Annotated in this window: 13 protein-coding genes and 3 tRNA genes; 5 read left to right on the forward strand and 11 right to left on the reverse strand. The window is 37.2% G+C overall.

Annotation, left to right across the window (positions count from 1 at the left end):
- Positions 1–7: 7 nt before the first annotated feature.
- Positions 8–1,483, reverse strand: coding sequence for a magnesium transporter MgtE N-terminal domain-containing protein (locus ACFEL3_RS06530; RefSeq protein ID WP_038199255.1), 1,476 nt, complete (start codon positions 1,481–1,483; stop codon positions 8–10).
- A 212-nt stretch (positions 1,484–1,695) separates the two neighbouring features.
- Positions 1,696–1,771 (reverse strand) — tRNA-Ala (locus ACFEL3_RS06535).
- A 341-nt stretch (positions 1,772–2,112) separates the two neighbouring features.
- Here ACFEL3_RS06535 and ACFEL3_RS06540 point away from each other — a divergent pair.
- Both ACFEL3_RS06540 and nuoF read left to right on the forward strand, forming a co-directional pair.
- A tRNA-Lys gene (locus ACFEL3_RS06540) sits at positions 2,113–2,185 on the forward strand.
- 19 nt (positions 2,186–2,204) lie between these two features.
- Positions 2,205–3,458: an NADH-quinone oxidoreductase subunit NuoF gene (gene nuoF, locus ACFEL3_RS06545; protein WP_010962959.1), complete on the forward strand. Its 1,254-nt coding sequence runs from the start codon at positions 2,205–2,207 to the stop codon at positions 3,456–3,458.
- A 28-nt stretch (positions 3,459–3,486) separates the two neighbouring features.
- Here the strand turns inward: nuoF and infC are convergent, their stop codons facing one another.
- From infC to nuoI, 5 genes are read right to left on the reverse strand one after another with little or no spacing between them, the layout of a single operon-like run.
- Complete coding sequence (infC, locus tag ACFEL3_RS06550; RefSeq protein ID WP_006279610.1) at positions 3,487–4,005, reverse strand: translation initiation factor IF-3; 519 nt, start codon at positions 4,003–4,005, stop codon at positions 3,487–3,489.
- 12 nt (positions 4,006–4,017) lie between these two features.
- Positions 4,018–5,919, reverse strand: coding sequence for a threonine--tRNA ligase (gene thrS, locus ACFEL3_RS06555; RefSeq protein WP_010962960.1), 1,902 nt, complete (start codon positions 5,917–5,919; stop codon positions 4,018–4,020).
- A complete protein-coding gene (locus ACFEL3_RS06560) occupies positions 5,912–6,199 on the reverse strand; it encodes a hypothetical protein (RefSeq protein WP_010962961.1) in 288 nt (95 codons plus the stop codon). Before ACFEL3_RS06560 ends, thrS begins: the two co-directional genes overlap by 8 nt.
- Complete coding sequence (locus ACFEL3_RS06565) at positions 6,193–6,315, reverse strand: hypothetical protein (RefSeq protein WP_255322257.1); 123 nt, start codon at positions 6,313–6,315, stop codon at positions 6,193–6,195. The genes ACFEL3_RS06560 and ACFEL3_RS06565 overlap by 7 nt, the downstream gene beginning before the upstream one ends.
- Complete coding sequence (nuoI, locus tag ACFEL3_RS06570; protein WP_038199316.1) at positions 6,315–6,797, reverse strand: NADH-quinone oxidoreductase subunit NuoI; 483 nt, start codon at positions 6,795–6,797, stop codon at positions 6,315–6,317. The genes ACFEL3_RS06565 and nuoI overlap by 1 nt, the downstream gene beginning before the upstream one ends.
- 131 nt (positions 6,798–6,928) lie before the next feature.
- Here nuoI and mnmE point away from each other — a divergent pair, with 131 nt between their 5' ends.
- From mnmE to ACFEL3_RS06585, 3 genes are all read left to right on the forward strand, one after another.
- Complete coding sequence (gene mnmE / locus ACFEL3_RS06575) at positions 6,929–8,455, forward strand: tRNA uridine-5-carboxymethylaminomethyl(34) synthesis GTPase MnmE (protein WP_010082336.1); 1,527 nt, start codon at positions 6,929–6,931, stop codon at positions 8,453–8,455.
- A gap of 47 nt (positions 8,456–8,502) precedes the next feature.
- Positions 8,503–8,590 (forward strand) — tRNA-Ser (locus ACFEL3_RS06580).
- A 168-nt stretch (positions 8,591–8,758) separates the two neighbouring features.
- A complete protein-coding gene (locus tag ACFEL3_RS06585; RefSeq protein WP_038199260.1) occupies positions 8,759–9,775 on the forward strand; it encodes an NAD(P)/FAD-dependent oxidoreductase in 1,017 nt (338 codons plus the stop codon).
- A 560-nt stretch (positions 9,776–10,335) separates the two neighbouring features.
- On the opposite strand, the gene ACFEL3_RS06590 is transcribed toward ACFEL3_RS06585, so the two are convergent.
- The 4 genes from ACFEL3_RS06590 to rpmF form a co-directional block, all read right to left on the reverse strand.
- Positions 10,336–10,506, reverse strand: coding sequence for a hypothetical protein (locus ACFEL3_RS06590; RefSeq protein ID WP_265039588.1), 171 nt, complete (start codon positions 10,504–10,506; stop codon positions 10,336–10,338).
- Between the two features lie 111 nt (positions 10,507–10,617).
- Positions 10,618–11,574: a beta-ketoacyl-ACP synthase III gene (locus tag ACFEL3_RS06595; RefSeq protein ID WP_010962965.1), complete on the reverse strand. Its 957-nt coding sequence runs from the start codon at positions 11,572–11,574 to the stop codon at positions 10,618–10,620.
- Complete coding sequence (plsX, locus tag ACFEL3_RS06600; RefSeq protein ID WP_038199264.1) at positions 11,567–12,604, reverse strand: phosphate acyltransferase PlsX; 1,038 nt, start codon at positions 12,602–12,604, stop codon at positions 11,567–11,569. Before plsX ends, ACFEL3_RS06595 begins: the two co-directional genes overlap by 8 nt.
- Before the next feature lie 10 nt (positions 12,605–12,614).
- Positions 12,615–12,797 (reverse strand): 50S ribosomal protein L32, encoded by a 183-nt coding sequence (gene rpmF / locus ACFEL3_RS06605; protein ID WP_010962967.1) that lies wholly within the window; start codon positions 12,795–12,797, stop codon positions 12,615–12,617.
- Between the last annotated feature and the right edge of the window lie 116 nt (positions 12,798–12,913).

Genomic DNA, 12,913 nt, shown 5'->3' on the forward strand with positions numbered 1-12,913 from the left:
TAAATTGCTACCATACAAGTAGCATTGAATCGTTATTGTTTTCTACTATTGTAAAATCTGGAGCTTCTGCAATGCCTGGCATATCGTCCTTGATTTGCTTGAGCATCTCAATCATTTCCTTGTTCTGTTTACTCTGCTCGTCAAGTTTCCCTTTTAATGCATCAATAATAGCTTTAGACTGATCTTGATTGCTGAGATCACCGATCACAGCTGTCACTTTCTCATAAGGCAGTTTGTGAATGATGTCTTTAAGCTCTTCTGCGCCTACGTTATCCAAAAGTTCTTTAAACTGCTCATTAGACATATTGCGAGCAAAAGCTTGAAGTTTGTCTGGGTTGTCAACTAAAGACTTAATGATAATCTGAATCTTATTAGAATCAGTTAAATCCTGAGCAATTGCTTCGAGTTTCTCAGGATCAAGCTTATTAACTAAGTCTTTCAGTTGTTCTTCTTGCAGACTATTTACTAAAGCTTTCAACTGATCACCTTCTAATTCTTTGGAGAGTATTGTCAAGTGGTGCTCAGCCAAGTCTTTTGCAAGCACTGTAAATTGCTCGTCATTTAAAGTTTTAATAAGTGCTTTGAACTGATCCACTTTTAAGTGAGGTAAAATTTCTTTTACTTGCTCTGAATTTAATTTTCTCACTAGAGCTTCAAGCTGAGTATCATTTAAAATAGGAACAATTATTTGTAACTTTTCTGGATTTAGTTCCTGAGCGAGGGTTTTTAGCTGGTGATTGGTTAGATGATCCACTAAAGCTTGGAGTTGTTCATCTGTTAAGTTCTCTGCTAAGGCCTGCAACTGGCTTGAGCTCAGTTCAGGAATTATTTTTTGCAGTTGCTCGTTACTAAGAGTATTGGCAAGAGTTTTTAGTTGGCCGTCTGTTAGGCCCTGAATAAAAACTTTAGTAAACGCGTTTGATAGCAACAGTAGCACATCTCTTATATGTCTCTCACCGTAGTATAACATAATGTCTTGTAATACCTCATTGTCAGGTGAATCGATTATATTTCCTGCCTCGTCTGAAAAATAATATTTATTGTTGCCAGTATCTGAATCTTCCCATGTTACATATTTGTATTCCAATTTTTTTGATTTAATAGAACTGCTACACATAGTTTTGAAAGGCTGCACAAGCTCTCTTGTATATGATAACTTAGCCAACTCATTACCGTAATATACAAATGTATGGTTACTTTTTACATAATCTAAGTTAGAATCACTTTTATAATCTTTGGCTACCAGATTTCCTTCATTTTCTTCCTCCAGACATATGTAACTGTCTAGGCAAGAACTGCTGCAAAGTTTTATAGGCAATAAGCCTAGTACTACATCGTTTTTATCATCCAGCGATACAAGCTCAACTTTTTTAATAGGCATTGTAGGATCATTACCTTCAGGCCACTTTATCCTTGTAGTCGGGGTTTTTCTAAACACCTCTTTTCCAGGTATCATCTTAAAAACATGCTTTTTTCCACTCATAGGCGTTACCAATAAATTAATTGTTAGTATTCTAACATTTATTGATTAATTTATTGTTAAGTTAGTATATATTACAATTGTAATAACCAACATTACTTGTGTAGAGAAAAGTTACGAAAAGAAATAGAGATTTTCAGGGAAATAGTATAAAATCCTCATAGATTAAAATAAGCTGCTTTGACAGGTTTTGTGGCGGCTAGAGCTGTATAGACTGGTGGAGGCAAGCGGGATCGAACCGCTGACCTTCTGCGTGCAAAACAGATGCTCTACCAGCTGAGCTATACCCCCAGGTAATTCTTGCTTAAAGCATAAATCACTCAGGCTGAAATGCAAGAAATATTTATCTATTAGGCTATTGCTAAATAGTGTACAAATTCTGCAGGGTGTACACACTTCTCTATTTTTTTGTCTCCTTAGCGTTATACGTCACACCATCCAAATAAATCTGTGAACTGAAAATTAACAAGAAGTTTTCCTTTGGAAATTTTTTTAAATTATTCATAGATTTTTTAACTAAATTATCACTAACGCAGTATATTATATAATTTATTTAACCACACATGAAAATTTTAGTTTGATTAAAACGGATAAAAACTGTATTGATGTTTAGTATAGCTGAAAAATGAAATGATCCCGTAGCTCAGCCGGTAGAGCAACTGACTTTTAATCAGTGGGTCACGCGTTCGAATCGCGTCGGGATCACTCACAAATTTTGAAAAACATGCTAAAAGAACAAGACAAAATATTCACCAACCTAAATGGTAAAGGAACTCCACTACTTGAGGGTGCAAAAAAACGTGGTAGCTGGCAAAAAACAAAGGAATTACTGGATTTAGGATCAGAAAAGATCATTGATGAAGTAAAGAAATCTGGTTTGAGAGGTCGAGGGGGTGCAGGATTTTCCACCGGCCTTAAGTGGAGCTTTATGCCCAAAAATCTCCCAAAAGCATATTTAGTAGTCAATGCAGATGAGTCAGAACCTGGTACATGTAAAGATAGAGATATATTGCGATATGAGCCACATAAGTTACTTGAGGGAATTCTCCTGGCCGGCAAAGCGATCAGCGCATCAGTTGCATATATTTATATCAGGGGTGAATTTTATAATGAATATTTAGTTCTAAAAAAAGCACTTGAGGAAGCCTATAAAGAAGGTTTAATTGGAAAAAATGCCTGCAAATCAGGTTATGATCTTGATGTGTTTATCCATAGGGGCGCAGGAGCTTACATATGTGGGGAAGAAACAGCTCAACTCGAATCAATTGAAGGAAAAAAGGGCTTTCCTCGCATGAAGCCTCCATTTCCCGCAGGTGTTGGACTTTTTGGCTGCCCAACCACAATAAACAACGTTGAAACTATAGCCATGGTTCCAGATATTCTGAATCGCGGAGGAGAATGGTTTGCATCTCTTGGTAAACCAAATAATACTGGTACCAAGGTCTTTTGTATTTCAGGGCACGTAAACAACCCGTGTAATGTTGAAGAAGAGCTCGGAATTCCATTACGTGAATTAATTGAAAAATACGCAGGTGGAGTGCGAGGAGGTTGGGATAATTTACTTGCTGTAATACCTGGTGGGTCTTCAGTGCCATTAATTCCAAAATCTATATGTGATACTATTGAAATGGATTTTGATTCATTAAGAACTGCACAATCAGGGCTTGGTACTGCTGCTGTAATAGTGATGAATAAATCAACTGATATAATAGCTGCAATAGAGAGGTTATCACACTTTTATATGCATGAGTCCTGTGGACAATGCACACCATGCCGTGAAGGTACTGGATGGATGTGGAGGATTATGAAGAGGATGGTGGCAGGAGATATTAAGCCTGATGAAATAGATAAGCTGCTTGACCTTACAACTCAAATAGAAGGACATACAATTTGCGCACTTGGCGATGCTGCAGCTTGGCCGATTCAAGGATTAATAAGACATTTTCGCCATGTTATCAAAGAGAGAGCGATAATTTAACTTTACTTATACTTCTTAAGCCGTTTTGCTACTTAGCAACCAGAGCTAAAAAATATTGATTCCCTTCTCTTTTAGGTGCCAATTCTACCTTTGCGATATCTTCAGTGTCTCGAATTAGCCGTTCTAATTTTTCCAGTCCAACTTCAGTGTTTATAAGCTCTCTCCCTCTAAATCTCATTGTGACTTTAATTTTATGTCCGTGGGCAAGTAAGTCTCTTGCTTGACGCAATTTTGTTCCGTAATCGTGATCACCAATATTGGGACCCAGTTTAATTTCTTTTATAGTTAATGTTTTTTGTTTCTTTTTTGCTTCACTTGCTTTCTTTTTTATATCATACTTTTGCTTGCTATAATCCAGAATTTTACATACTGGAGGGGTTGAATCAGGTGCAATTTCCACCAAGTCTAAACCAACACCCTGTGCAAATTCCAAAGCTCGTTCTATTGGCACGATTCCGACCATTTCACCACTATGATCAACTAAGCGTACCTCCTTAGCTGTGATAAATCCATTAATTCTGTTTTTATTGTTCTTTTTAACTTGCAAACTTTAACTCCCTTAATTCAAATTAATACTTTTTAACAGCGATTCATTAGCCTTTTCCAAAGAAAAAGACTCCTGTCTTTCCGATCCTAAATTTCTTACTGACACAGTTTTACTTGTAACTTCATTTTTGCCTACAATCCACAATATAGGAACCTTGTTTGAACTATGCAAACGTATCTTATAACTAATTTTTTCATTGGTCAAATCAGTCTTGACTCTCACACCTTGTTCTTTTAAAATATTGCTAATTTCTGTGGCGTAACCGTCAGCTTCATTTGTAATGGTCAGAATAGCAAGTTGCGTTGGAGCAAGCCAAACTGGAAATTTTCCTGCATAATTTTCTATCAAAATTCCGATAAAACGCTCAAAAGTCCCAAGAATTGCCCTATGTAACATGACAGGGTGATGCTTGTGCCCATCTGCCCCTATATAAAAAGCTCCCAGACGTTCTGGTAAAATGAAATCAACTTGTAATGTTCCACATTGCCAATTTCTGCCTATTGCGTCTTTCAAAACGAACTCTAACTTTGGACCATAAAATGCACCTTCACCAGGGTTAAGTTTATAACTCAAGCCCGCTTCTTTAACGGCTTCAAGCAGCGCTTTTTCAGCTCTATCCCACACTTCATCATTACCTGCTCTAATATCTGGACGGTCTGAAAATTTCACAGAAATTTCATTAAATCCAAGCTCTGAATATACTTCTTTTAAAAGGTCACAAAACTTTATAGTCTCAGAATTCACTTGTTCTTCCATACAAAAAATGTGTGCATCGTCTTGCGTAAAACCACGCACTCGCATCAGTCCGTGCAATGAGCCTGAGCTTTCATTTCTATGGCATGTGCCAAACTCTGCCATACGTATTGGTAAATCACGGTAGCTCCTGGTGTGAGAATTAAAAATCTGCACATGACAAGGACAATTCATGGGTTTTATTGCTAACTTTTTATTCTCAGATTCGTCAACAATAAACATATTTTCACGAAACTTATCCCAATGTCCAGATCTTTCCCACAGCTCTTTACTTACTAAAATAGGAGTTTTTACCTCAAAATAGCCATTATTTATTAGCTTCTTTCTGATGTAAGACTCAAGAACATTATATAGAATATATCCTTGTTCATGCCAAAAAACCTGCCCAACAGCTTCCTCTTGAATGTGAAATAAATCCATATCCTTAGCAATTTTGCGGTGATCACGTTTTTCTGCTTCTTTGAGGCACTCAAGGTAAGCGTTTAATTCATCCTTATTTCCCCATGCTGTGCCATATATTCGCTGCAACATTGGGCCCTTAGAATCACCACGCCAGTATGCACCCGCTACTTTCATAAGTTTAAACGCTTTAACTCTACCGGTTGATGGTGAGTGCGGACCACGGCATAGGTCAACAAAATCACCTTGCCTATAAACAGTTAGGTTTTCACCCTCTGGTATGGATGAGATAATATCAACCTTATATTTTTCGCCTATACCACTAAAGAAATCAACTGACTGCTTGCGAGTCCAAACTTCTCGAACAAATCTGTGGTTACTTTTTACAATCTCTTTCATTTTCTTTTCTATTGCGGTAAGATCGTCCGTAGTGAAGGTACGATCTGTAGCAAAATCATAGTAAAAACCGTCCTGAATTGTTGGGCCGATAGTAATCTGAGTATTAGGAAATAGCTCTTTCACTGCCTGCGCCATTATATGAGCAGCATCATGCCTTATTATATCTAAACCCACTTCGTCACTCAGTTGTATCACCTCTATCTCTGCATCAGCTTCAATTTCACGTGAGAGGTCATATAGCTCACCATTTACTTTCAATGCAACTACTTCTTTCAAAGCATCCGGTTGTAATATATCAAAGCCAGTGACTTTACCACTGTATTCTTTTACTTTTTGTTCGGTTGAAAAAGTAACCCTAACCATAAATAAACCTATACGGACATGTAGCTTGAAGGCGGTTTGCTTCTTCCAACGGTGTCATCCCAGTGTCACGCACATAGCCATACGAACATTCATTTTCGAAGGTAAATTGCACAGCAAATGGTGTCATCCCAGTGCTTGACACTGGAATCCAGCTTTTTTGTAATTTCATTGAAAATGTTGCATAGTGTGCTTGTTCACAATCAATTTTACTGGATCCCAGTGTCAAGCACTGGGATGACACCTTTGTGTTTGAGGCAAAACAGGCTATAACATTTAACATACTGCCCTCGCAAACAAATGTTCGTACAGTTGTGTATCAGCTACTGGGATGACACCACCCCTAGTGGGCACTGCCCCTAAATCATAATGGATAACAGGGTTATAAGCTCTGAACATTAATAATAAGGCCTATTCTTTTTTAACCTGAGTGCAATTGCGTCTTCCCAAACTTCACCATTACGCAATAACTTTTCTTTATTGTACATTAGCTCCTCTCTTGTTTCAGTAGCAAATTCAAAGTTAGGACCTTCAACAATTGCATCAACTGGACATGCCTCTTGGCAAAGTCCGCAGTATATGCATTTTGTCATATCAATATCATAGCGCGTGGTGCGGCGACTACCGTCTTCTCTTTCCTCTGCTTCAATAACTATTGCTTGAGCAGGGCAGATAACTTCACATAATTTACAAGCTATGCATCGTTCTTCACCGTTTGGATACCTACGCAACGCATGCTCACCACGAAACCTTGGACTTAAAGGGCCCTTCTCCATAGGATACCTCAAAGTAACCTTTGGCTTAAACATATATTTTAATGTAATAACAAACCCTTTAATTAACTCTACAAAAGACCAGTACCAAGCTAATTTCTTGAGCATAAAATATTTAAAACTTGTGTCAGTCATTATAAATCATATTATCAGTTTTCAAAATAAATATTTTCACCTGGGTGACTTTTTAGGTATTTTGGTTTCTTAAGTGTAATATTGCTAAGTAGTTTATATAAATAATGACAAACACAAATGAAACTATTTTCGCTTTATCGACCGTATTTGGTAAGTCAGGAGTTGCAGTAATCAGAATTTCAGGCAACTACGCGCTTAAAGCTTTAAATCATTTTCATATTAAGAAAGAAATTAAACCAAGATTTGCTACTTTAGTTGATCTATATGATGATTCCAGTCAATTGATAGATAATGGAATAATCATCTATTTCCCTGCTCCAAACAGTTTCACTGGCGAGGACGTTATAGAGTTACAAGTGCATGGAAGCAAGGCAGTTATAAAAATCATCTTGGAGGAATTATCAAAAGTTTTCGTTATGGCCAAGCCTGGAGAATTCTCACTTAGGGCTTTTCTAAATGGTAAATTTGACTTAACGCAAATAGAAGGGATTGCAGACTTAATTGATGCTGAGACGAAAATGCAAGCTAAACAAGCGATTAAGCAGATATCAGGAGAATTGGAGAGACTATACAGCAATTGGAGGCAAAGATTAATAACGATACAATCCAAAATCGAAGCATATATAGACTTTCCAGAGGACATTTGGGCAGAAAAAAGTGAATTGGAAAAAATTAATAATGAAGTGCAATCTCTCGTGCAGTTGATACAAGAGCATTTAAATGATAATAGACGGGGCGAAAGGTTGCGTGAGGGTTTACATATTGTAATAACTGGTGAACCAAATGTCGGTAAATCAACTCTGTTTAATTTCTTAGCCAAGCGTGATATTGCTATTGTTTCTGAATATGCAGGCACAACAAGAGATATACTTGAAGCTCATATTGACATTGGCGGATACCCAATCATTCTCTCTGATACTGCTGGAATTCGTGAAAGTTCAGATCCAATAGAATTAGAAGGTATAAGTCGAGCGAAAAAGAGGTCTTTTGAAGCTGATTTAAGAATAGAGCTATTTCCTTTTGAACAACGACACGATGTCAATTATCAAGCCACAGGCAATATACCATCTGTCGTTGACACACAACTATGCAAATATTGTAATCAACAAACGGTGTCATCCCAGTGCTTGACACTGGGATCCAGATATAAAAATACTTGCAAATTATGCAATAGACAATGGATTCTAGAAACATGTGCTGAAAACAATGTTCATAGCTGGATTCCAGTGTCAGCTACTTGCATGACATCAGACCAAAATGACACCATTTATGTATTGAGCAAAGCTGACGATGTTATCAATAATCACAATATAAAAATTAATGGCATAGATCTTTTACCCATTTCTATTCTAAAGGAAATAGGTACAAACAAATTGATCTCTCTCATAAAAGAGAAGGCAGAGGAAAAATTTGGGCATGATAGAGACACTCCTGTAATCACTCGGCAAAGACATAGGAATCACATGAAGAAAGCACTGGAACATTTACAACGTTTTAATATCGATAATCCAATTGAGTTGATATCTGAAGATTTGAGGCTTGCTGCATTTGAACTTGGTGCGGTGATTGGAATTATTGATGTTGAGGAAATATTGAGTAGTGTGTTTAGCAACTTTTGCGTGGGCAAGTAAAGCTTTTATAGATTGCTTAAAATCAAATGTTGTGATAGAAAAGAAATGGACGGATGGCCGAGCGGTTTAAGGCACCAGTCTTGAAAACTGACGTACGTGATGAGCGTACCATGGGTTCGAATCCCATTCCGTCCGCACAGCATCTCGCTATGCTAGCTGATTTTTAGAGCTTATTTGGACTATGTGGTTCATAACGCTGGAAATCTTGTCTAATCTAGCCACATCTTTTAAAAATACATCCCTTTGTAAATTGACCTTGTTAGCAAAGAAAGCTAATATCTATAAATAGATCACCATCTGAATATGAAAACCGATATAGTAATAATAGGTGCAGGACCTGTTGGAATATTCACTGCTTTTCAAGCGGGAATGCTTGATATGAGATGTCATATAATAGATGTTTTGGATCAAGCAGGAGGACAATGCACAGCTCTTTACCCAGAAAAGCCAATATATGATATACCTGGTTATCCTGTAATCACTGCCCAAAAATTAATTGAGCAACTAATGGAGCAATCTTCGCCATTTAAGCCTGTTTACCATTTAAGTCAAAAAGTGGAAAAGATTTCAAATAACGAAGGTGAAAGCTTTACTGTCATAACGAACATAGGTACAGAGGTAAAATGCAAAGCCGTTATTGTTGCTGCAGGTAACGGAATGTTTGAACCTAACCGTCCACCCTTAAGTGGTATATTAGAATATGAAAATAAATCTGTATTTTACAGTGTAAATAAAATTTCTGATTTTCAGGACAAAACTATAGTCATTGCAGGTGGGGGTGATTCTGCGGCTGATTGGACTGTAGAACTTTCTAAAGTTGCGAAGAAAATTTATGTGATACATAGGAGAAAGGAATTTCGCTGCACTCCTGAAACTAGAAATAAATTAGAATCACTTGAAATTGATGGAAAAATAGAACTGGTAGTGCCATATCAATTACACGAACTAGCAGGAGGTAATGGGCAGTTGAGCGCAGTGATAGTAAAAAACATTGCCTCTAAGGAAGAAAAAGAAATATCCGCTGATTTTTTGCTGCCATTTTTTGGATTGTCAATGAATCTTGGTCCAATAAACAATTGGGGTATACAGTTAGAACATAGCCGCATAGTTGTCGACCCAGCTACACTTAAAACCAGTAGAGATAGGATATATGCAATCGGAGATATAGCTATTTATTCAGGCAAACTAAAATTAATACTAAATGGTTTTGCTGAGAGCGCCATGGCTTGTTATGACATATACAAAGTAATCCACAACTCTCCGGTTAATTTTCAATATTCAACCTCAAAGGGAATTCACGGAAAAGAAAAACTTCCTTGACAAACCTCGCCAGCTCCCTTATCATGAAACTGAAGCTATTGTATTTGCTTTCGCCAATCTGCAGATTAAAAGGTAAGGATTACTTAATGTATCGGCGTCTTATGTTCAATTTTTTGCAGTATATAGATACTGTATGTCTTTACAAAACTTCATCTACATCTAGATTTTTATCTAAATAAGCTGAACGCGCTTACAAAGCGTTACAAGACATCAAAAAATGCCAATACTCGACAGAGATAGTAAAAGACTAGCTAACTCGGGGATTCTTTGTCTTTTTTTCTGCTTAGTAAATTTCTTAAACGTTTGCAGCGTAAGTTAGTTGCAATTAAAAGCAGCTTAATCTCGCTTGTCAAGCGTTTAAAACATAAAAAACGCCAATATTTTAAAGCGGATAATAACCCCAGGGCTTCTTTTGCCTTTTTTTTCATTTGGTAAATTTCTTAAATATTTATGGCTAAACGACAACCGTCATCCCGCTGCTTGTTAGCGGGATCTAGAGATACCGCGAATGAATCGCGGTATGACGTAGGACTGCTGTCATCCCAGTGCTCCTTTTTTTGTCATCCCAGTGCTTGACACTGGGATCTAGTTTTCCATATAATCTCATCGAAAATGTTGTAACCACTTTCTGTGCTAGTTTGCTTGCTTACAAGCAAACTTTCCTGGATCCAAGTAGTCAGGGCACTGAGATTACACCCTCTTGGATGAAAACCAGTATCAGCTACTTTCATGACACCATTCTTTTTTCTGGATCCAAGTAGTCAGGGCACTGGGATGACAGGAGAAAGAGGCACTGGAATGACAAAGAGGGTACTTGGATGACAGGAGGTAATGCAGGAAGTCTAATAGTGCAGCAACACGGAACCCCAGGTCAGGCCTGCACCTATTGAAATCAGCAGTACCAGATTTCCTGATTTTATTTTTGATTCTTGTATTGCATAGTCTAAGGCCAGTGGAATTGATGCCGCTGAGGTGTTTGCATGCTTATCAACGGTATTAATCACTTTCTCTATAGGAAAATCTAATTTCTTTACTACTGCTTCAATAATACGAATGTTTGCTTGATGGGGAATTAACCAGTCAATATCAGTGATTTTCAAATTATTGCATTTCAGAGTTTCCTCTACTGAGGCTGTTAACTTATCCACTGCATGTTTAAACACTTCTCTTCCATTCATGCATATTTTTCCAGAATCACCAGTTGAGGATATCCCTCCGTTCGTACATAGTATGTCCACATTGCCGTCAGAGTATAAGTTTGTTGATATGATGCCGCTTCTACCCATTTCTGATTTCATCACCACTGCACCAGCACCATCACCAAAGAGTACACAAGTTGACCTATCTTCCCAATCAACAATCCTAGACATTATTTCAGCACCTATAACCAATGCATATTTAATTCTATTGTTAGATTTTATGAGCGAATCAGCAACTGTAACTGCATATATAAAACCAGAGCATGCTGCTTGTACATCAAAAGCAAATGCGTTTTTACATTTTAACTTACTTTGTACAATCGTTGCACAGCTAGGAAAAGTTTTATCAGGAGTTGTTGTAGCAACTATAATCAAGTCAATTTCATCTACTGAAATTTTAGCTTTTTCTATAGCACTTTTTGCTGCATTTACAGCTAGATCTGACGTTAGTTCTCCTTCATCTGCTATATGCCTTTGAACTATTCCTGTTCTCTGCCTTATCCATTCATCGCTCGTCTCAACTATCGATGCAATTTCGTTGTTACTCAACATTTTTCTTGGTAGGTAAGATCCAGTGCTTAATATGAAACTTTTATTCAATATGACTTACCCCGTTAATTATCTTTTGATTTAAATTTTCACTAATTGCATTTACTGCAAATTTTATGGCATGGGCAAAAGAAATAGCATCAGAATTTCCATGACTTTTAATGATGATACCATTCAGCCCTAAAAACATAGCTCCACTTCTAATTTTGGGATTAAAACGCGTTAAAGCTTTATTTAGTTTGGATTTTAACAATATACCAACAAGCATTTTCGCTATCCACGAATTGAATACTTCCTGCTTTATTAGATTGATAAAGGTACTAGCGGTTGCCTCAGCCGTTTTGAGCATTACATTGCCAACAAAACCATCAGCAACAATCACATCTATATTACCCTCTAAAAATTCACTTGCCTCTATATACCCTTTGAAATTAATGCCTGGAGCGTTTTTAAGCAACTCAAAAGCGCCGCGCACTGAGTCATTACCTTTAACTTCTTCTGTGCCGATATTTAGCAAAGCAACTTCAGGATTGTCAATTTTTAATGCTATTTTTGCAAATATACTACCCATTAACGCAAATTGAAATAATGAGTCGGCATTACAATCAACATTTGCACCAAGGTCAAGCAAAGCGAAGCTTTTTGTCTTAGTTGGACAGATAGAGGCAATAGCAGGACGATAAATGTTTGGTAATGTTCCTAAAATAAATCTGGAAATTGCCATCAACGCTCCGGTGTTGCCTGAAGATACCACTCCGAAAGCTTTACCTTCTTTCACTGCAACAATTGCAGCTTTCATACTTGAGTCTTTACGATGTCTCAGCGCAAAAGATGGCTTATCATTTGCAAGGACATTGTCAGAACAATGAGTAAATTCAGAATTGTTACTTACTTTTTTATATTTCAAAAGCAAAGGAGATACTTCTTCCTTATCTCCATAAATATGAAAAAAAACTTTAATGCCTGGGTCAACAAGGTTGTCTAAAAAAAAACCAGCACCATGAATTACGGAAAGAGGCGCAAAATCGCCCCCCATAGCGTCAAGTGCAATAACTATATTATTATTGACCGTAGATAACATATCATAATAGTCACTCTGCCTGTTGCTTGATGAAAACCCGTTTTCCTTTGTAACTGCCATCAACTGCTACGTTATGAGGCAACATGAATTCCCCAGTTGTTGAACATACCACAACATTCTTAGGCTCAATAGCATGATGAGAACGATGCATATTACGCCTTGACTTTGACTTTTTTCTTTTTGGAACTGCCAAAACTTCCTCCATTCTACTACAAAATTCAATTCATTAGTAACATGTTTTTTACAGGAAGTAAACAGGGATAGTAAAATAAGTAAGGTTTGCTTATGTAATTGAGTTCTATAGCTAAA

Source organism: Wolbachia endosymbiont (group A) of Opomyza germinationis, from assembly GCF_964264765.1.
Classification (GTDB): domain Bacteria; phylum Pseudomonadota; class Alphaproteobacteria; order Rickettsiales; family Anaplasmataceae; genus Wolbachia; species Wolbachia pipientis.